The sequence below is a fragment of the Brevundimonas sp. UBA6550 genome (assembly GCF_002434505.1).
Classification (GTDB): domain Bacteria; phylum Pseudomonadota; class Alphaproteobacteria; order Caulobacterales; family Caulobacteraceae; genus Brevundimonas.
Genome location: NZ_DJKE01000002.1, coordinates 1 through 19172, shown reverse-complemented (window position 1 = coordinate 19172; position 19172 = coordinate 1). Strand labels below are relative to the sequence as shown.

13 protein-coding genes, 1 tRNA gene and 1 pseudogene are annotated in these 19172 nt (G+C 66.6%); 8 read left to right on the top strand and 7 right to left on the bottom strand.

Annotation, left to right across the window (positions count from 1 at the left end; translation table 11 throughout):
- The first annotated feature begins 75 nt into the window (after positions 1-75).
- Positions 76-1314: an argininosuccinate synthase gene (locus tag B3Z70_RS02160; RefSeq protein ID WP_292021493.1), complete on the top strand. Its 1239-nt coding sequence runs from the start codon at positions 76-78 to the stop codon at positions 1312-1314.
- 6 nt (positions 1315-1320) lie between these two features.
- Here the strand turns inward: B3Z70_RS02160 and B3Z70_RS02155 are convergent, their stop codons facing one another.
- From B3Z70_RS02155 to B3Z70_RS02135, 5 genes are read right to left on the bottom strand one after another with little or no spacing between them, the layout of a single operon-like run.
- Complete coding sequence (locus tag B3Z70_RS02155; protein ID WP_292044536.1) at positions 1321-1470, bottom strand: hypothetical protein; 150 nt, start codon at positions 1468-1470, stop codon at positions 1321-1323.
- Positions 1436-2605, bottom strand: a complete 1170-nt coding sequence (locus B3Z70_RS02150) for a PQQ-dependent sugar dehydrogenase (protein WP_292021495.1) — start codon at positions 2603-2605, stop codon at positions 1436-1438. The genes B3Z70_RS02155 and B3Z70_RS02150 overlap by 35 nt, the downstream gene beginning before the upstream one ends.
- 59 nt (positions 2606-2664) lie before the next feature.
- Complete coding sequence (locus B3Z70_RS02145; protein ID WP_292021497.1) at positions 2665-3468, bottom strand: ABC transporter ATP-binding protein; 804 nt, start codon at positions 3466-3468, stop codon at positions 2665-2667.
- 51 nt (positions 3469-3519) lie between these two features.
- Complete coding sequence (locus B3Z70_RS02140) at positions 3520-4839, bottom strand: acetyl-CoA hydrolase/transferase family protein (RefSeq protein WP_292021499.1); 1320 nt, start codon at positions 4837-4839, stop codon at positions 3520-3522.
- Positions 4840-4892: 53 nt separating this feature from the next.
- Positions 4893-5639 (bottom strand): phosphatase PAP2 family protein, encoded by a 747-nt coding sequence (locus tag B3Z70_RS02135; protein WP_292044535.1) that lies wholly within the window; start codon positions 5637-5639, stop codon positions 4893-4895.
- Between the two features lie 300 nt (positions 5640-5939).
- Here B3Z70_RS02135 and B3Z70_RS02130 point away from each other — a divergent pair, with 300 nt between their 5' ends.
- Positions 5940-7829: a ribonucleoside-diphosphate reductase subunit alpha gene (locus tag B3Z70_RS02130; protein ID WP_292021502.1), complete on the top strand. Its 1890-nt coding sequence runs from the start codon at positions 5940-5942 to the stop codon at positions 7827-7829.
- Between the two features lie 175 nt (positions 7830-8004).
- Positions 8005-8865: a lipid A-modifier LpxR family protein gene (locus tag B3Z70_RS02125; RefSeq protein ID WP_292021504.1), complete on the top strand. Its 861-nt coding sequence runs from the start codon at positions 8005-8007 to the stop codon at positions 8863-8865.
- Positions 8866-8869: 4 nt separating this feature from the next.
- On the opposite strand, the gene B3Z70_RS02120 is transcribed toward B3Z70_RS02125, so the two are convergent.
- The gene (locus B3Z70_RS02120) at positions 8870-10609 is read right to left on the bottom strand and encodes a gamma-glutamyltransferase family protein (RefSeq protein WP_292021506.1); all 1740 of its coding nucleotides are present in this window, start codon (positions 10607-10609) and stop codon (positions 8870-8872) included.
- A 164-nt stretch (positions 10610-10773) separates the two neighbouring features.
- Here B3Z70_RS02120 and B3Z70_RS02115 point away from each other — a divergent pair.
- Positions 10774-10850, top strand: a tRNA-Arg gene (locus tag B3Z70_RS02115).
- Between the two features lie 156 nt (positions 10851-11006).
- On the opposite strand, the gene B3Z70_RS02110 is transcribed toward B3Z70_RS02115, so the two are convergent.
- The gene (locus B3Z70_RS02110) at positions 11007-12203 is read right to left on the bottom strand and encodes an esterase-like activity of phytase family protein (protein WP_292021508.1); all 1197 of its coding nucleotides are present in this window, start codon (positions 12201-12203) and stop codon (positions 11007-11009) included.
- Positions 12204-12370: 167 nt separating this feature from the next.
- On the opposite strand from B3Z70_RS02110, the gene B3Z70_RS02105 reads away from it, so the two are divergent.
- From B3Z70_RS02105 to B3Z70_RS02090, 4 genes and pseudogenes are all read left to right on the top strand, one after another.
- The gene (locus tag B3Z70_RS02105; RefSeq protein ID WP_292021510.1) at positions 12371-14734 is read left to right on the top strand and encodes a TonB-dependent receptor; all 2364 of its coding nucleotides are present in this window, start codon (positions 12371-12373) and stop codon (positions 14732-14734) included.
- Positions 14735-14826: 92 nt separating this feature from the next.
- Entirely contained in the window at positions 14827-15834 is a 1008-nt protein-coding gene (locus tag B3Z70_RS02100; RefSeq protein WP_292021513.1) for a LacI family DNA-binding transcriptional regulator, read from the top strand.
- Positions 15835-16148: 314 nt separating this feature from the next.
- The gene (locus tag B3Z70_RS02095; RefSeq protein WP_292021515.1) at positions 16149-18182 is read left to right on the top strand and encodes a TonB-dependent receptor; all 2034 of its coding nucleotides are present in this window, start codon (positions 16149-16151) and stop codon (positions 18180-18182) included.
- Between the two features lie 768 nt (positions 18183-18950).
- Positions 18951-19172, top strand: a pseudogene (locus B3Z70_RS02090) (transposase); the annotation flags it as partial.

The following is a 19172-nucleotide window of genomic DNA, read 5'->3' as shown; positions in this document are numbered from 1 at the left end:
CATCGCCGGACCCCCGGTCTTATGCGCGCGTCAACTCCCCGATCCTTGCGCCACCGTCTTACTGAGAGAGCCGCCATGTCCGCCCCCGCCGACAAGCCCGTCAAGAAGGTCGTCCTCGCCTATTCGGGCGGGCTGGACACCTCGATCATCCTGAAGTGGCTGCAGACCGAATATAACGCCGAGGTCGTGACCTTCACCGCCGATCTGGGCCAGGGCGAGGAGCTTGGCCCGGCGCGCGAGAAGGCGCTGAAGCTGGGCATCAAGCCCGAGAACATCTTCATCGACGACCTGCGCGAGGAGTTCGTGCGCGACTTCGTCTTCCCGATGTTCCGCGCCAATGCGCAGTATGAGGGCGACTATCTCTTGGGCACCTCCATCGCCCGTCCGCTGATCTCCAAGCGCCAGATCGAGATCGCGCGTCAGGTCGGCGCCGACGCCGTCTGTCACGGCGCGACCGGCAAGGGCAACGACCAGGTCCGGTTCGAGCTGGGCTATTATGCGCTGGAGCCCGACATTCGCGTCATCGCCCCCTGGCGCGAGTGGGAGTTCCGCTCCCGCGAGGCCCTGCTGGACTTCGCCGAGAAGAACCAGATCCCGATCTCCAAGGACAAGCGCGGCGAGGCGCCGTTCAGCGTCGACGCCAACCTTCTGCACTCCTCGTCCGAGGGCAAGGTTCTGGAAGACCCGGCGGTCGAGGCGCCCGAGTTCGTCCACCAGCGCACCATCAGCCCGGAGGACGCGCCGGACGTGGCGACCGTCATCGAAATCGGCTTCGAGAAGGGCGATCCGGTGTCGATCAATGGCGAAGCCATGAGCCCGGCGACCCTGCTGACCGCCCTGAACCAGTACGGCCACGACAACGGCGTCGGCCGTCTGGACCTGGTCGAAAACCGCTTCGTGGGCATGAAGTCGCGCGGCGTCTACGAGACCCCCGGCGGGACCATCCTGATCGCGGCGCACCGCGGCATCGAAAGCATCACCCTGGACGGCGGCTCCATGCACCTGAAGGACCAGCTGATGCCGAAATACGCCGAGCTGATCTACAACGGCTTCTGGTTCTCGCCCGAGCGCGAGATGCTGCAGGCCGCCATCGACCTGAGCCAGGAGAAGGTGTCCGGCTCGGTCAAGGTCAAGCTGTACAAGGGCAATGTCTCGGTCATCGGCCGCGAAAGCCCCAACAGCCTGTACGACCAGGACCTGGTGACCTTCGAGGAAGGCGTCCAGGCCTATGACCACAAGGACGCCGCCGGCTTCATCAAGCTGAATGCGCTGCGTCTGCGCGTCCTGGCCAAGCGCGAGGCCCGCGAGGGCTAAAGACCGTTACGGCCGGGCGATTCTCAGGATCGCCCGGTTGCGGTCGTCCGTGACCCAGATGGAGCCGTCGGCGGCGACGGCCATCACGACCGGCGAGCCGCGCGGCTGACGGCCTGCGACCCTATCCCAGCCGGGCGTCAGCACCTTGCCGCGCACGCTGGGCGCGCCGGCGGGATAGGGCAGCGAGCCGCGCGGATAGATGGCGTAACGCCCTCCCGTGTCGGTCAGCGGCCGACCCTGCCCGTCGGTTTCCGCCGCAACGATCCGACCGGCAGCCCGGCGATAGCCGTGCCAGCTCATCAGCAGCCGGCCGCGCAGTTCGGGGAACATCGCCCCGTCGTAATAGATCAGGTCCAGCGGCGCCGCGTGCGGCGGCAGCAGGGCCAGCGGGCCGATCCCTCTGGCCGCATCGCGCCCGGGCCGCGCTCCATCCCGGCAGGGGCGTCGCCAGGTCCACGCAATAGGGCCAGCCGTAATGGCCGCCTGGGCGCAGCACATTGATCTCGTCATAGGGATGGTCCGGCGTGGTCAGATCGACCGAATTCTCGCCCTGCAGGATCGTGCCCGACGAATGCCGGACTAGGGCGATGGAGTTCCTCAGGCCCGAAGCGAAGACCGTGCCAGCCTCGGCCCACCGGCCGTTCCCCAGATAGGCGTGACGCCGCACCTGGGCCGTCTCCGCGCTGTCGGCGCAGGCGCCCGAGGCCGTCGTGCGCGGCCGACCCCTGTCGTCCACGCAGCGGTCGCTGGGCGCCCCGACATTGACCAGCAGCGCCCCGTCGTCGTCGAAGACGAAGCTGGACAGCGGGTGGCGGTTGTCGTGCAGCCGGTTGTCCGGCAGGTCGCCGATCACGGTCCGCACCGTCGCCGCCGGATCGGCCGCGTCGGGGTCCAGCGTCAGGATGCGGTTCATTTCGGACACATAGATGCGGCCGTCCGGCCCACGCGCCACGGTGTGGGGCATGGACAGACCCTGGGCCAGCCTGCGCCAGCGCGGCGATCCGTCCGGTGCGAACGACAGCCGCCAGACCGAGCCGCGCCCGGCCTGCCAACCGCCCAGGTCCGTGACCAGCCAGTCGCCGCCGGACAGGGCCAGCAGGCCGCGCGGCATTCGCGGCCCGTCCGCCCCGTCGCCCTGCCACACCAGGCCCAGGCAATAGCCCGGCGCCATCCGCACCGTGGTCATCGGCCGCCCGCCGCAATCGCCTTGCGTCGCATAGGCTCGCTGGGCCGCGCTCGCGCCGACGGGCGTGGCGATCAGGGCCAGGATCAGAAGGAGGGCGCGCAGCATGAGGTTCCCAGCTTCTCCCTTTCGTCATCCTCCGGCAAGCCGCCGCAGGACGCGCCGCCTCAATCCAGATGCGCCCAGAACCAGTCGCCGCGTCGTTCGACCGTGGTCGGTAGGCCGAACAGGTCGCCGAGGACCGGGGGGGTCAGCAGGTCGTGCTTGGCGCCGTCCGCCAGCACCTGACCGTCGCGCAGCATTACCAGATGATCGATCTCGGGCAGGATTTCCTCAATGTGGTGGGTGACCAGCACCAGGGTCACGCCCGACCGCGCCACGTCGCGCAGCGCCTCCAGGAACTGTCGCCGCGTCGCCGGGTCCAGCCCGCCGCAGGGTTCGTCCAGCAGCAGGGCGCGGGGCTGGTGAACCAGGGCGCGGGCGATCAGCACGCGCCGCGCCTCGCCCGTCGACAGGGTGGCCATGGTCCGCCCGATCAGATGGGCGGCGCCCATCCGCGCCAGCGCCTCGCGGCTGGCCCGGCGCATCGCCTCCGTCACCTTGTGGTTCCACACGCCGCGCGCGGCGAAGAAGCCGGACACCACCGCATCGAACACCTCCAGCCCCTCGTCGCTGGTGAAGTCGGACTGGACGGCGGGCGACACCACGCCCAGCAGGCTGCGCAGTTCGAAGACGTCCCAGTGCGCGCGGCCCAGGATGCGGACCTCGCCCAGCGCTCCATGCCCGCCCGCGCCGGCGGTCGGATAGATCTGGCGGGTGATCAGCTTGACCAGGGTCGACTTGCCCGAGCCGTTGCGGCCCAGGATGGCGGTGTGGCGTCCCTCGGGGATGGTCAGGCTGACGCCGTTCAGCAGGGCGCGGTCGCCGCGCGCGACGCTGACGCGGTCTATAGACAGAAGCGGTTCGGTCATGGGCGAAAGCTTAGCCGTCGTCGGCGCGTGGCGGAACCCTGGGCGGCGACGTCAGATCAGACCCTGAGCGCGCGCCTCGGTCGTCAGGCCGTCGCGGAACTCGGGCGCCGCCAGGGCGATCAGGGCCAGCGCCCGTTCGCTGGTCGACCTGCCTTTCAGATTGGTCCAGCCGTGTTCGGTGACGACGATGTGGGTGTCGTTGCGCGGCGTCGTCACCGGCCCGTCCAGACGCGCCACGATGCGCGACGCCGCGCCCTTGGCCGCCGTGGAGTGGCAGGCGATGATCGACTTGCCGCCTTCCGACCCATAGGCCCCGCGCACGAAGTCCAACTGGCCGCCCGCCGCCGTGAACTGGCGTCCGTTCAGGAACTCCGAGCAGCAGGCGCCGGACAGATCGATCTGAAGCGTGGCGTTGACCGAAATCATCCTGGCGTTTCGGGCGATCACGGCCGGATCGTTCACATAGGACACCGGATGGGCCTCCATCCCGCGATTGCCGTCCAGAAAGTCGTAGGTGTTCTGGTCGCCCATCGAAAAGGCGAAGACGCCGACGCCGGGGTGCAGGGTCTTTCGGGCGTGATTGGCCGCCCCCGCCTGCATCAGCTCGACCAGGCCGGGCGTCAGCATCTCGGTGTGGACGCCCAGGTCGCGGTGATCCTTCAGCGCGTCGCAGACGGCGTTGGGCAGGGCGCCGATGCCCATCTGCAGCGTGGAGCCGTCCTCGACCAGATCGGCGATGATCCGGCCGATGGCGCGGTCTGCGGGCTGGGGCTGGGCCCTGGGCACGACCAGCAGCGGGGCGGCGTGTTCGACGATGGCCGCGACCCGCGACACATGGACGGTGCAGTCGCCGAACACGCGCGGCATGTGCGGATTGACCTCGACGATCACCGTGCGGGCCGTCTCGGACACCGGCTTGGAATAGTCGGTGTTCGTGCCGAACGAGAAGAAGCCGTCCTCGTCCATCGGCGACACGGTGCAGATCAGCGTATCCACCCCGACCTCATGGCACAGCAGGCGCGGCGACTGCTGGAAGCCCGTGGGGATGAACTGGACCGGACTGGGGCGGCCCGCGTCGCGCGCCCGCTGCTCCAGCCCGCGTTCGATCGCGGTGTGGAACAGGCTCCAGGGACGGATGCGACCCATCAGTTCGTCGCGCAGCACCGTCTGGCCGGCGATGGCGGTGCTGAGCAGATAGTAGAGGTTGACGTCCTCGACCTCGCCGCGCTCGGCCCGGTCGGCCAGGGCCTTGAGCAAGGCGGGGGGCTGCGACACGCCTAAGCCCATGGCCACCTTGGCGCCCGAGGCGATCAGGGCGGCGGCCTGGTCGGGGGTTTTCAGCCGTTCGGCGTAAAGGCTTGCGGCGTCCATGGCATGTCTCCGTCTGCGCCCTTCTCGTGACCCGATGAGGCGTCCAGGCCCACTTAGACTTTGGTCGGAGCTTCGGCCTGGTCCAGCGTGTCTTGATCCTGCAGCGCGGCGTGACGCCCCCGCTGCAGCCGGGCCACGCCATAGGCGACCAGCCACAGCGCCATGGCCCAGGCCGCCCCCACCGCCCATCCGGCCAGCACGTCCGAGGCCCAGTGCGCGCCCAGATAGATGCGCGTCATCCCGACCAGCAGGGCCATCAACATGCCCACCCCCAGGACGAAGGCCTTGAACCGCCGCCTGGGAAAGGCGCGGGTCAGCATGACGGCGACCGACAGATAGAAGACGGTGGAAAGCAGGGCGTGGCCCGAGGGGAAGCTGGCGTTGATCGTCTCGACCGCCTGCATGGCGGCGGGCGGCCGTTCGCGCTCGAACACCGCCTTCAGCCCCTCGCTCAGCGCCACGCCGCCGGCGAGGCCCAGCACCAGCAGGACCGACGACAGCCATTTCCTCTGGCTCAGCAGAAAGACGATCACGATCAGGGCGAACAGACCCAGCACCGATATGCCCCCCAGCGAGGTGATGTCGGCCGCCGCCTCCTTCAGCCACCACGGCCCCCACGGCCGGCCGGGATCGTCGGCATAGGGCCGCATCAGGGCCAGGACGTGCTGGTCGAACGCCTGACCGTCCGCCTCGGTCATGTCGTCGGCGATCTCGATGAAGCTCAACACCCCGCCCGCCATGACCAGAAGGGCGGTCAGGGCCGCGATCTCGGTGCGGGCGACCGTCAGGATGCGTCTCAAAAAGGAACGAAGGTCGGACGAAGTCATGGACTGGCGAACGGCCAAGCTGGCGGGATGTTCCGATCACGCGCTCGTGATCTCGCTGTCGCGAGGATGCAAAAGGGGCGTGCTGGCTTGCTTGCTGGCTTTTCCACATGCCTGCGCGACTTGTCCGACCGATTCGCTCATAAACCGACCGTCAAGCCCGTTGACGGGTTATTAGGCATGTGCGCCCTATATGTGGGCTCAGGGAGCGCCGAACCCACAAGATGATGTGGTTATGGCGCAGGTGGCTCTAGGCGATTTCTGTTCAGGACGCGGATGATCATGGCTGGCGGCGAGGCATTGAAGACGACGGAATTCCAAGGCGTTGCGGGAACGCCGACGCCCGAACGCCCCCATCTGACCGTGGTCAAATCGGTGCAGGTGGATCGGTCGCGCGACGATCTGCTGACCGATTTCGGCAAGAAGACGCTGGAAGACCGCTATCTGCTGGCGGGCGAAAGCTATCAGGACATGTTCGCGCGCGTTTCGACCGCCTTCTCGGACGACGCCGAACACGCCCAGCGCCTGTATGACTATATGAGCCGCCTGTGGTTCATGCCCGCCACCCCCGTCCTGTCCAACGGCGGTGCGGATCGCGGCCTGCCGATCTCCTGCTTCCTGAATGCGGTGGGCGACAGCCTGGACGGCATCCAGAACGTCTGGAACGAGAATGTGGCCCTGGCCTCGAACGGCGGCGGCATCGGCACCTACTGGGGCGGCGTCCGCTCCATCGGCGAGAAGGTCAAGGGCGCGGGCAAGACCTCGGGCATCATCCCCTTCATCCGCGTCATGGACTCGCTGACCCTGGCGATCAGCCAGGGTTCGCTGCGTCGCGGTTCGGCCGCGGTCTACCTCGACATCCACCACCCGGAGATCGAGGAGTTCCTGGAGATCCGCAAACCGTCGGGCGACTTCAATCGCAAGTCCCTGAACCTGCACCACGGCATCAACGTCACCGACGAGTTCATGGAGGCGGTGAAGGTCGGCGGAACCTTCGATCTGAAATCGCCCAAGGACGGCGCGGTTCTGAAGACCGTCGACGCCCGCTCGCTGTGGACCAAGCTGCTCGACATCCGCATGCAGACCGGCGAGCCCTATCTGATCTTCTCGGACACGGTGAACCGCCAGATGGCGCCGCACCAGCGCGACCTGGGCCTGAAGGTCAAACAGTCGAACCTGTGCGCCGAGATCATGCTGCACACGGGCAAGGACCACCTGGGCGTGGACCGCACCGCCGTCTGCTGCCTGTCGTCGGTCAACGCCGAGACCTTCCTGGAGTGGCGCGAGGAGCCGCGCTTCGTCGAGGACCTGATGCGGTTCCTGGACAATGTGCTGGAGGACTTCATCCGCCGCGCCCCGCCCGCCATGGCCGCCGCCGTCTATTCGGCCAAGCGCGAGCGCTCGGTGGGTCTGGGCCTGATGGGCTTCCACTCCTTCCTGCAGGGGCAGGGCGTCGCCTTCGAAAGCGCCATGGCCAAGTCCTGGAACATGCGCCTGTTCAAACATCTGCGTCGCGAGGCCGACAAGGCCAGCCGCCTGCTGGCCGAGGAAAAGGGCCCCTGCCTGGACGCCGAGGAGCGCGGCGTCATGGAGCGGTTCAGCCACAAGCTCGCCATCGCCCCCACCGCCTCCATCTCGATCATCTGCGGCGGCACGTCGGCGGGAATCGAGCCGATCCCGGCCAACATCTACACCCACAAGACCCTGTCCGGCTCGTTCGCGGTCAAGAACCCCTATCTGGAGCGTCTGCTCGACGAGAAGGGCATCAACACCGAGGCCGTCTGGAACTCGATCCTGGAGCATGAGGGGTCTGTCCAGCACATCGACGACCTGAACGAGGACGAGAAGGGCGTGTTCAAGACCGCCTTCGAACTGGACCAGCGCTGGGTGGTCGAACTGGCCGCCGACCGCGCGCCGGAAATCTGCCAGGCCCAGTCGCTGAACCTGTTCATCCCCGGCGACGTGAACAAGTGGGATCTGCACATGCTGCATTGGTCGGCATGGGAGCGCGGCGTGAAGTCGCTCTACTATCTGCGCTCCAAGTCGGTTCAGCGCGCCGCCTTCGCCGGCGCCGAGGACAAGGCCGAAGAGGTGGTCGATCCGAACCAGCCCGACCTCTTCTCCATGCCCAAGACCGACTACGACGAGTGCCTGGCCTGCCAGTAAGGCCGGCGCAGCGACGATCTTCAGAAAGGCCCTGCGACCGCAGGGCCTTTTTTCATTCTGGAACCCACCGCCACGCATCGCCGTTGAAAAGCGACAAAACCGTGTCGAAAACTCTGTTGGACTCCTGCGTCTCTTGGTTGCAGGGTGATCGCCAGCGGATCGGTGGGGAGACCGAATGCGTTCCAAGGCGTTGATCATGGGGGTTTGCGGCGTTCTGGCTTCGGTCGGGATGGGGGCCGATGTCGCCTGCGCCCAGACCTGGGCGCCCAACGCTTTCGACACGCCCGCCGACAACGCCGTGGCCCGCCTGACCGACCAGACCCGTTTTCGCGTCGCGCCCGACGCGCGCTTCGGCGGCGATATCGAACTGCCCCCCGCCTTCCAGCATGACGATCGCTCTGGGCTGGAGGCGGCCAGCCGCCGCGACGTCTGGATCGACCGCGCCGCCTTCACCGACCGGGTCACTCTGGAGACCGCCGGCCGCCTGCGTCGCGCCGATGGCTCGCCCCTGCCGGTCACGCCCGTCGACCGGGCCGAACTGTCCCCCGACGCCTACGACCTGCGCTATGTGCGCGGCTTCCGCGGCGCCCACGGCCGCACCGCCTCCGGTCTTGAGGTCAGCCTGACCCCTCATGCCGGTCTCGGCGTCGGCAGCGAGGGGCGTTCTGCCGAGGCGGGCGTAACCCTCAAGATCGGCGAGGGCCTGGAGCGTCTGGCCCCCAGCGGGACCGAACGCTTCGGCGAGCGGCCACGCTGGTATCTGTACGCCGCCGGTTCGGGCCGGGCCGTGGGCTACAACTTCGCCCGCACCCGCGACGGCGACTACGCCCGCTCCGGCTACACCCAGGACAAGGGCAGTTTCCTGGGCGACGCCTCGGTCGGCGTCGCCTATCGCAAGGGCGACATGCAGACCTCCATCGGCGTCGTCTATCGCGAGATCGACGCGGGCAAGGGTCTGCGCGGCATGAACGGCCTGGACACCGACGTCAGCGAGGGCCTGCTGGCCTTCCAGCTGTCGATCCGCCCCAGCCGCTAAGGCTTCAGCGAACCTCCGACACCGCCACGCCCTCGCGACGGGGATCCGCCCCCGCGTCCCAGCGTCCATCGCGCCAGATCGCCCCATGCAGACCGGATGTCTCGGTCGCATTCGGCCGCAGCGGCATTCCTGCAGCGCCCAGGGCGTCGCGGATGTCCGGCGTCATCATCTGGGTGTCGGCCCCGACCATGTCGCCTCGCACCACCAGATTGGGCAGGGCGATGGCCTCCTGCATCGACAGGTTCCACTCCAGCGTCCCGACCAGCGCCTTGGCCACATAGGCCAGGATGCTGGACCCGCCGGGCGAGCCGATGGCCCCGACCAGCCGCCCCTGCCGATCCAGGATCAGCACCGGCGTCATCGACGACCGGGGCCGCTTGCCCGCCGCCACCGCATTGGCCGCCGGATGGCCGTCCTCGGTCGGAGTGAAGGAAAAGTCCGTCAGCTGGTTGTTCAGGAAGAAGCCGTCGACCATCCGCCCATTGCCGAAGATGCTCTCGACCGTGGTGGTCATGCTGACCGCATTGCCCCAGGCGTCGACGACGACGAAGTGCGAGGTGCCCCCCGGCTCGGCCGTCCGGTCCGTCCCGCGCGGCGGCGATCCGGTCGGCGCCCCGGCCTCGACCGGCCCGTTCACCTGCGGGGCCAGCGCCGCCCGCCCCGCCACATAGTCGGGATCCAGCAGGCCCGCGATGGGCACGCCGACGAAATCGTTGTCGCCGACATAGCGGTCGCGATCCGCATACATCAGCCGCTGCAGCCGCCCGAACGCGACCCAGGCCTCGGGGCTCCGCGCCCCCTTGTCCAGATCGGGCGTATCCTCCGCCATCGCCAGGAATTGCAGCAGGGCCACGCCGCTGGACGGCGGCGGCGGCACGCAGACCACATAGGCCTGATAGGGCCGGCACAGGGCGTCGCGTCGCAAGGGTCGATAGCCAGCGATGTCCGCCTCGCTCAGGCCGCCCGGACGCGGCCCCTCCTGCACCGCCGCCGCGATCCGACGCCCGATCGGCCCGCCATACAGGGCGCCCGGTCCCTGGGCCGCCAGCTGCGCCACCGTCTCGGCATAGGCGGGGTTCTTCAGCGTGTCTCCGGCCTGATAGCGCCGCCCGTCCGGCCGGGTGAAATAGGTCGTCGCCCAACGGGTGCGCGCCTGGGGACTGCTCCCGTTGATCATGCCGGCCAGGCGCGGGCTGACCGTGAAGCCGTCGCGCGCCAGGCGTTCGGCGTCCCCGAACAGATCGCGCCAGGCCAGCTTGCCGTGATCCTTCTGCGCCATGGCCAGCATGGCCACCGCCCCCGGCGCCCCGGTCGAGCGCCCCGACAGCACCGCGTCGATGAAGGGCAGAGGCTTGCCGTCCTCATAGAAAAGCTCAGGCGTCGCCGACGCCGGCGCCGTCTCGCGCCCGTCATAGGCCGTGACGGTTCCGCTCTCGGCGTCATAGCTCATCAGAAAGGCCCCGCCCCCCAGGCCCGACGACTGCGGCTCCACCAGCCCCAGCACCGCCTGGATGGCCACCGCCGCATCCACCGCCGACCCGCCGCGCCGCAGCACCACCATTCCCGCCTCGGCCGCCAACGGATTGGCCGCCGCCACGAACGGCCCCCGCGCCGCCTCGCTTCTGACCGGGGCGGACGTCGGAACCGCTGCGACCGCGCCCCCGTTCGGCGCCGTCCCCGTCTGGCATCCGGCCAGGATCACGGGAACGAGCAGGGCGGCCAGTCGGCGATGAAGAGGGCGCATGGGATATCCAGGACGAGGCGAAAGAGGCGGTACGGACGGCCGTCGCCCCAACGCCTAAGCTGTCCGCCGCCCCGCGCCAACCATTCGATGTGCAGAAACTGCATTCCCCCGCTTGCGTCCGGCCCATCCACCCGCTAAAGACCCGCCCTCGCCGCAAGGCAGCCGCACCCGTAGCTCAGCTGGATAGAGCACCAGACTACGAATCTGGGGGTCGGGCGTTCGAATCGCTCCGGGTGCGCCACTTGCTTTCGTCTTTGAAAGCAAGTTGCACCGGGACGGCGATGCGGGGCTTCAGCCGAAATTAGACCTTGTCTGCTGCAACGCCTAGCAGGCGGGCGGTTCGGCGTCGTGAACACGGTTTGAGAAGCACGCCACGGCAAGCCGCCGATCTCGCGGTTCAAGGGCAGTTCTTATCAGCCCAGGCCGCAACGCCGTTAGGACCCGAAAGGGCAAAAGCCGCGATGACCGTTGGGGTCTGCTCTTCGAAGTTGTTATCCGACACGAACACCAAACTGGCGCGATCGTCGCTCAGTTTGGGGCCCCAACTCATTCCTTCGAAATTGTAGGCCAAGCCGACTTCAGCCAGATCGGCTATCAGCCGCTTTGCGATAGGACGACTGCGGCGTCCTGCCAGGCGTTCAAGCCCCTGGATGTCATCACCCGTGTTCAGATCGGCGCAATACAGCCGCGTTCGGAATACAAAGGCGCCGCTCTCGGTTTGTAGTCCGGCGCGCTCAAGCACCAGCATTCGTTGGTCGTCGAGCATCAGGACTTCGCTGACCCCGCTGTCGGCCGCTCTGTTACGTCGAGACGCCATCACGGGATCGACCTCATATGCTTTTTGCCTGATCGTTTCGCCGGTTCGCGTCAGGAGCGTTAAGCGAACCAGCGCGCCCTGGTCGTTGTCGGACGAGAGACGGTCCTGCTTGAGCGGGCCTTCCATGGCGGCCCAGAGGGCTTGTCCGCCGGCGGTCCACGCCAAGCCTTCCACAGTCTTGTTCGGGATCGCGCCGCGATCCTCGGCGGCATCAAATCCGAGGGCGGATGGGAGGGGGATGACGCCCAGGGCGCCCCCTTCCATCGTCATACGGCGGATCGTGGGGCTGAATCCTCGACTTGAATCACCCTCGCTGGACCAGATGATGCTGTCGTCGATGGGGTCGAAGCGAATGCTTTCGGGGTCCGCCACCTCGTCATCGATGTTGGAACGGTCGGACTCTGGAGGAAAGAGCAGAGCCTTGTCGTTTTGAAGCGGACGTTGTCCACGAATCTGCGCGTTGACCAGACGGTCCTGCCGCCAATTCAGGACGGCTTCGTAGAAGCGTGCGGGACCGTGTGTGGATCGATCGTCAGAAATCAGAAGCCACGCCTTGCTCGTCGGGTGGTGGTCCAGACCTGAAATCCCTCCGAATGTGCGACCTTCGGCGCCCTGTTCCGAGGCCAACTGCAGAACGCCTATGGGGACGATGGCAGGGGTGACGCAGCCAGCCTGTAGAAACACGACGAAACTAAAAAGCGCCGACCGCCCCACGGCTTGCAAGTCTGGCGCACCATGCGTGGAACGAAAATGTGTGAAGTAGGTGAAACGGTTCATACAAACACCACGCTGACGTTGCTCGAGTCTGCGAGTTTACGGCCGGAATTGGGACGGTTCGAGCCCTTACAGAAACCTTCATCAGACCGAAATGTCCGCGTCACCTCCATAACCGATGAAACGTTTCATCTTCTCTGATTGTCTCGGGGAGGCATGGGGGTGTTGAAATGAAGAAATCGATCTGGTTGGCGTCTAGCGCCTTGTTGGCGGGGTTGAGCCAGGCCTCGCTCGCCCTGGCGCAGGAGGCGGACGGCGCGCCCCCCGACATTGAGGATGTTGTCGTCACCGCCGAGCGGTTCGGCTCGGGCTTGACGCGGGCGACCTTCACCTTGGGTGCGGAAGACATCGCTGAACGGCCCTTAGGCGCCGACATCATGCAAAGCCTGGTCAAGGTCCCGGGCGTTCAGGTTTCCACCGGTGACGCACGCGGCGGCAGCTTTTCGTTCGAGCTTTACATGCGCGGGCTGAACAAGGAGCAGATCGGCCTGACGATCGATGGGGTGCCCACGGGCGATGCGCGCTTCAACGGCGGCTCGCCCCCGACCCGTTTCATCGAATCCAGCAATATCGGCAAGATCGTCGCCTCGCAAAGCTCGGCCGACATTGGCGCCCCCTCGCGTTTCGCACTCGGGGGATTCATCGATTTCATCACCAACGATCCGACCCAAGATCCCGGCCTGACGATCGAAGCAGGCCTGGGGTCATTTGACTTCCGTCGCCTGTATGGGCGAGCCGACTTCGGCGAGTTCGCGCCGGGCCTTACCGGCTATGCGTCCGCCTCTTTCCAGGAGAACGACGTCTGGGCCGGGCGAGACAGCCGTTCAAGCCAGCGCGACCACTACGAAGTCAAGTTGCGCAAGCGGTTCGACAACGGCTCTATGATCCAGGGCCGGGTCGCCTACAACGACCAGACAGACAACGACTTCAACATCGTCACCAAGGGCGAGTTCAACGTTGATCGACACAGCGACCAGGCGACTGACGCCCTGACCGGAATTCCGGCGAAGGACGTCAATTTCGGGGGCGCGCTGGGCGGTGTTCGCAAGGACCTGCTGGCGTACGTCAACGGCCGTTTTATCCTCAGTGATCGGATTACTCTGAGCGTCAATCCCTATTACCAGACGCTGGATGGCGAATCCTTCCGCTATCAGGACCGCGCGCGTCGGATGACAGGCGCCGATCCGCGCGCCGTCAACGGATATAACGTCAACGGCGGCGCCATCCGTCCCGCCCTGATCACAACGCGCGACAGCAACGCCGTGGGCGGGCTGGCTGACATGCGCATCACCCCGCGCGAGCGCGAACGATACGGCCTGACGTCGGAACTGAAGGTTCTGGATCTGGTCCAAGGCCACACCCTGCGATTCGGCGCCTGGTACGAGGGCGGCGATTCCAGCGAGCGTCGGAACTTCTATCGCATCACCGATCCGGTCCGCAGCATCGGCTACGATCGCAGCCAGTTGAACTATGTGGAGTATGAGCGATCGGCAGAGGTGGAGACGGTCATGCTCTACGCGCAGGACGAAGTGCGCCTGTTCGACGAGCGACTGAAGCTGGCCCTCGGCGTCACCTGGTATGATATTCGTTACGAGGCCAAGTCACCGTTGGAATATCGGGCCGAGCTGGCTTTCTCCCAGGCTTCCGACATCAACCCCAAACTGGGCGCGACCTGGCGACTGACGCCGCAATGGGAGGTCTTCGGGGGCTATGCGCGCAACTTCTCGGGCATTCCAGAGGATGCCTTCCTGGGTTCGACGGCGGTGATCGACCCTGATGCGCTGGCCCCGATCCAGACACGCAATCTGGACCTCGGATTGCGCTATGTATCCACCGACAGAGCCTTCTCGATTCAGGCCTACGACGTGGATCTGAAGAACGGCGTGGGAATCGTCCCTCGCGATCCGACTGCCATCCTCGATCCAGACGAGATTGTGCGCGGCAATGTCGCCACGCGCGCCGCGAACACCTTGGGGCAAACGTCTCGTGGCTTGGAGGTGACCGGCTTTCAGAATTTGGGCGTGATCGACCTCTACGCGGCCTTCGCCTATCAGGATGCAACTCATGACAACCCTGCTGCAGGCAGCGCAGACCGCGCCACCCTGGCGTCATTAGGCATCATCGGCGGCGCCCGGGTGCGCGATATTCCCCGCCACTCACTGTTCGCCCAGGTTGGCTGGTCCCCAACCCGCAATGTTCGGGTCGAACTGAACGCCCGCTATGTCGGGGAGCGCGCGGGGGGCCACATCATCGCCCCGACCACCTTCAGGGAGGTCGAGGTCGAGACGCTGGAGGCCTATACGATCATGGGACTGACCGCCCATTACGACCTGGACGTCGCCGGTCTGCCGACGACCAGACTGCAATTCAACATCGATAACCTGTTCGACGAGACCTATCTGGCCGCCGTCAGCAGTTCGACGGCGAACCAGCCGGAGTTCGGCCTGACGTCCGGCCCCGACGTCCGCACCTTGGATCGCTACTTCGTGGGTGCGCCTCGCACGCTCACCGTGTCGCTGCGGACGCGATTCTGATCGGCTTGACGCGGAACGCCCCGCTGCCCCACTGAGGGCGGCGGGGCGGCGGGGCGACGGCTGCCAGCGCTTGCATCAAGGTTTTCCACCGAATGAACAGCTCACGTCGCCCGACACTGAAGGATGTCGCCCGGGCGGCGGGTGTGTCCTTGGCCAGCGCCTCCTATGCCATTAACGGCTCCGGCTCGGTCGGCGAGACGACACGCGCTCACATTCTCCAGGTCGCCGGCGATCTCGGGTATCGTCCCAACACCAGCGCCAAGGCCATGAAAACCGGCCGAACCGGCGTGCTGGGCCTCGTACTGCCCGACCTGACCAATCCGTTCTTTCCCAGCCTGGCCCAAGCCGTGCTGCAGACCGCCAGGCGTCAGGGCTACAATGTGCTGCTGGCGGATACCGGCGGGGCGTTGGAGGAGCAGCGCGCCGCCATTCGGTTGCTCGTCGACCAGGGCATAGACGGACTGTTGTGGTTCCCTATCGATGACAGCAACCCTCGGACAAGCCGTCCGACGACGGACATGGGACGCATCCCCATCGTGGTGTTGGACCGCAACCTGCCCGACTACGACGTGGTTCTGGCGGACTACGCCATGGGGGGGCGACTGGCGGCGGAACACCTGATGGCCGCAGGTCATGTAAACATAGGAGTAATTTCCGGCCCTCTCGCCGCATCCAGCGCCCGCCACCGGGCCGAAGGGGCCATTGCCGTCATTCGCCAACACGCAAACCTGGCCTGGAACGTCGAGAACGCCTTCGCCCTCGACCTGGACCCCGCCGCAGCCCGCGCCTTGGAACGTCGTGAGGTGACGGCCGTCGTCGCAGGATCAGATCTGATCGCCATAGGCGCCATGCGACATCTCCAGAGCGTGGGGCTGTCTGTGCCTCAAGATGTCTCCATCGTAGGCTTTGACGATATTCCTTGGGCGGCCCTCAACACGCCGCCACTGACGACGATAGACATGCCGATCGAGGCCATGGTCGTCTCCGCAATCGAGACCCTGGTCCAACGTATCGCGGAGGGACCCGGCGCCCGCAGACGTACGGTGTTCGACGTGTCGCTGGTCGAACGTCTATCTGTCCGACGGATCAACGGGACTTAGGTCCAGGATCGAAACAAGTCGGTTCTTTAAAGTCGGGGACTTTCAAGCGCCCACGGGGCCAATCCGGACCGGGATGCAGGGCGTGCCAAAGCTTGGAATGTCCAGATGCGCGGCGCGACGAAGCGCGCCATGTCTGAACCTGTATCGCTCCGGGCGCGCCGTTTTATTTTCAACCCCGAGCTGACGGCGGACCATTCATCGTGATCGGCGGACGTGGTTTTCAGGGCGCATCTGGCGTCGGCGTCCATGCGTCACTTGACCACATGTGATGTTATCTCATAACATTCCCGCTTTCCGTCTCGAAAGCTCCCGACATGCGTTCCTCCCCCGCCCTGCGCTCGCTGCTTCTGGCTGCGGTCGGCTCCACCGTGCTGGCTGGCGCCGCCGCCGCGCAATCGACCGCCAATACGCCGACCACGGTCGATGACGTCATCGTCACGGGCGTTCCCTATGGCGTCAGCCAGAGGGCGGCGGTCATCGCTACCGACGTGCTGGACGAACAGACCTTGGCCACCGCACCGGCCGCGTCGTTGGGAGACCTGTTGAACGGGCGTCCGGGGGTCCGCTCCACCGACTTCGCGCCGGGCGCCAGCCGTCCGGTCATCCGGGGTCTGAGCGGGCCGCGCGTCCAGGTGCTGACCAACGGCATCGGCCTGATCGACGCCAGTTCGGTCTCGCCCGACCACGCCGTGGCGACCGACCCCGCCGAGGCCAACCGCATCGAGATCATTCGCGGCCCCGCCACCCTGGTCTATGGCGGCTCGGCCATCGGCGGCGTGGTCAATGTGCTGGACGACCGCATCCCCACCGCCATCCCCCAGGGCGGCGTCGCGGGCGTGGTCTCGGCCCAGGCGTCCAGCGTCGATGACGGCCGCAGCGCCTTCGGCCGCGTCACGGTGGGTTCGGGCAATTTCGCCTTCAACGTCGATGGGGTGAAGCGCAAGACCGACGACTACGACATCCCCGCCCCGGCCATCTCCGCTCGCCGCGCCGCCGCCGAAGGCATCGCCCGGGGCGGCGGCGGCAAACAGCCCAACAGCTATACCGATCTGGAGACCTGGGGCGTCGGCGGGTCCTACATCGGGGACAAGGGCTTCGCCGGCGTCTCCTACAAGAACACCGACAGCGAATACGGCACGGTCGCCGAGGAATCCGTCTTCATCAAGCTGAACCAGAAGCGCTGGGACGCGCGCGGCGAATACCGGTTCGACGACGGCCCCTTCTCGGCCCTGCGCGGCTCCTATGGCCACGCCGACTACACCCACACCGAGTTCGAGGATGTGGGCGAGCCGGGCACGGCGTTCAACTCCGACGGCTGGGAAGCCCGCGCCGACCTGGTTCAGCGCCAACGCGGCGGCTGGAACGGCGCCTTGGGCGTTCAGACCCTGTCGCGCAACTTCCAGGCCATCGGCGAGGAAGCCTTCGTGCCCACCGTCGATATCGACGAGGTCGGCGTCTATACGGTGCAGCGGCTGGATCTGGGCAATCACGGCTTCGAGGGCGGTCTGCGCTATGACCGGCGCGAGCTGTCGGGCACCCCGATCGGCGCGACCAGCGAGGTGAACCGCACCTTCGACAACTGGTCCGCCTCCGCCGCCGCCTTCCTGCGCCCCGCGCCCGGCCTGTTCCTGGGTCTCAGCCTGGCCCACAACGAGCGGGCGCCCAGCGAAGTCGAACTGTTCGCCAATGGCGTCCACATCGCCACCGCGGCCTATGAGACGGGCGACCTGAACCTGAACAGCGAAAAGGTCACCACGCTGGAGGGCACCGCCCACTACGATCGCGGCCGGTTCACGGGCGACCTGCACGTCTATCATTCCTGGTACGACGGCTTCATCGACGAGCGCCCGACCGGCGAACAGTTCCTGTTCGAGGAAGAGAACGAGACCTTCCCCGTCTACCGCTTCGTCCAGACCGATGCGAAATTCTACGGCTTCGAACTGGAGGGCGCCTACGCCCTTTGGCAGGACGGCGATCGCAAGCTGTCGCTGGAAGGGTCTGCCGACTACGTTCACGCCCAGACCGATTTCGGCCCCGCCGCGCGCATCCCGCCCTATTCCGTCACCGGCCGCCTGGCCTGGACCTCGACCCGCTTCGACGCCAGCGCCGAGGTGCGGCACGTGGGCCAACAGGACCGCGTCGCCAACGAATTCGAACTGCCGACCAACGACTATACGTTGGTCAACGCGTCCTTGGCCGTGCGCCCCTTCGCCCAACAGAACGTCACCCTGTTCGCCGAGGCGCGCAACCTGACCAACGAGGAAGCCCGCGAACACGCCTCCTTCCTCAAGGACATCGCCCCCCTCCCCGGCCGCAACCTGCGTGTCGGGGTGGCCTATCGGTTCTGACATCGAGGGCGTGAGCCGGCATTACCGGCCCGCTCACGTCTCAGCGCTCGAGCGGTTCTGCTTTGGATTGGCCACGGTCGACCACACCGGATCGGCGAACTCTTGCGGCTGGCCCAAGGCGGCTGGGGAAGGCGTCTGCATGCCCGGCGAATGCTGCGCCTCCTTCAGCAAGTCTTCCAGCAGGGAGCCAGAAGACGCCGGGCGCGCTGATCATTACGCGAATGCCGTGGCCGGCGAGCTTGCGCGCGGCCGGCAGGGCCATGCCGACAATGCCCGCGCCTTGGACGCGGCATAGGCCGCCTGGCCGATCAGACTGTCTGATGCGGCGACGCTGGCGCTTCTGGAACCACGCCGCGCTCTTCGCCCACCGAATCGGCGGCGCACGGATGGGCCGCGAACTTGGACATCTTATGGAGGGGCCGATCAGATCGATGGCGACCCTCGCCTCTTCCAGCGCGCCGGCGGCGCCCTCGACGTCGGTGACGCTGTCGAGGGCGCCCGTCCCGCTGCGGCGTTCAGATCGAGGATCGTTTCCTCAGCCCCCACGCAACGTTCTGGCCGTCGCGGCGCCCGGGCCGGATGCGCCGTCGGTGACGATGACCGGGAGGGCTTCGGTGATCATGATGCTCGCCCACTGGAATGCGAGCCGGGATGACACCCGAAAGCGGGCGTGGAAGGAAAGGTCTGCGGAGCGGCGGGGCTTGGTCCCACAAACGGGTTTCCTACGGACCAAGGCGTGATTGCCTGTGGAGACACAAGAGGACGGATATGGCTTCGCAGTTCTGGTTGACGGATGCGAAGTTCGAACGGCTTCGAACGCTGTTTCCACGCATGCCTCGCGCCGATGATCGACGGGTGATCTTGGGCGTGTCCATGTGCTGATCAGCGGCGGTCGCTGGATCGACGGGCCGCCGGTCTATGCTCCTCGCAAGACGCTCTGCAATCGCTGGGTTTGGCGGCCAGGTCTCACCGATCGAACCAGGACCACTC

Coding starts and splice junctions, on each gene's coding strand:
- B3Z70_RS02120 (WP_292021506.1), bottom strand. CDS start 10,609: ATGCGCCCTCTTCATCGCCGACTGGCCGCCCTGCTCGTTCCCGTGATC.
- B3Z70_RS02160 (WP_292021493.1), top strand. CDS start 76: ATGTCCGCCCCCGCCGACAAGCCCGTCAAGAAGGTCGTCCTCGCCTAT.
- B3Z70_RS02105 (WP_292021510.1), top strand. CDS start 12,371: ATGAAGAAATCGATCTGGTTGGCGTCTAGCGCCTTGTTGGCGGGGTTG.
- B3Z70_RS02100 (WP_292021513.1), top strand. CDS start 14,827: ATGAACAGCTCACGTCGCCCGACACTGAAGGATGTCGCCCGGGCGGCG.
- B3Z70_RS02140 (WP_292021499.1), bottom strand. CDS start 4,839: ATGGACGCCGCAAGCCTTTACGCCGAACGGCTGAAAACCCCCGACCAG.
- B3Z70_RS02150 (WP_292021495.1), bottom strand. CDS start 2,605: ATGCTGCGCGCCCTCCTTCTGATCCTGGCCCTGATCGCCACGCCCGTC.
- B3Z70_RS02095 (WP_292021515.1), top strand. CDS start 16,149: ATGCGTTCCTCCCCCGCCCTGCGCTCGCTGCTTCTGGCTGCGGTCGGC.
- B3Z70_RS02145 (WP_292021497.1), bottom strand. CDS start 3,468: ATGACCGAACCGCTTCTGTCTATAGACCGCGTCAGCGTCGCGCGCGGC.
- B3Z70_RS02125 (WP_292021504.1), top strand. CDS start 8,005: ATGCGTTCCAAGGCGTTGATCATGGGGGTTTGCGGCGTTCTGGCTTCG.
- B3Z70_RS02110 (WP_292021508.1), bottom strand. CDS start 12,203: ATGAACCGTTTCACCTACTTCACACATTTTCGTTCCACGCATGGTGCG.
- B3Z70_RS02130 (WP_292021502.1), top strand. CDS start 5,940: ATGATCATGGCTGGCGGCGAGGCATTGAAGACGACGGAATTCCAAGGC.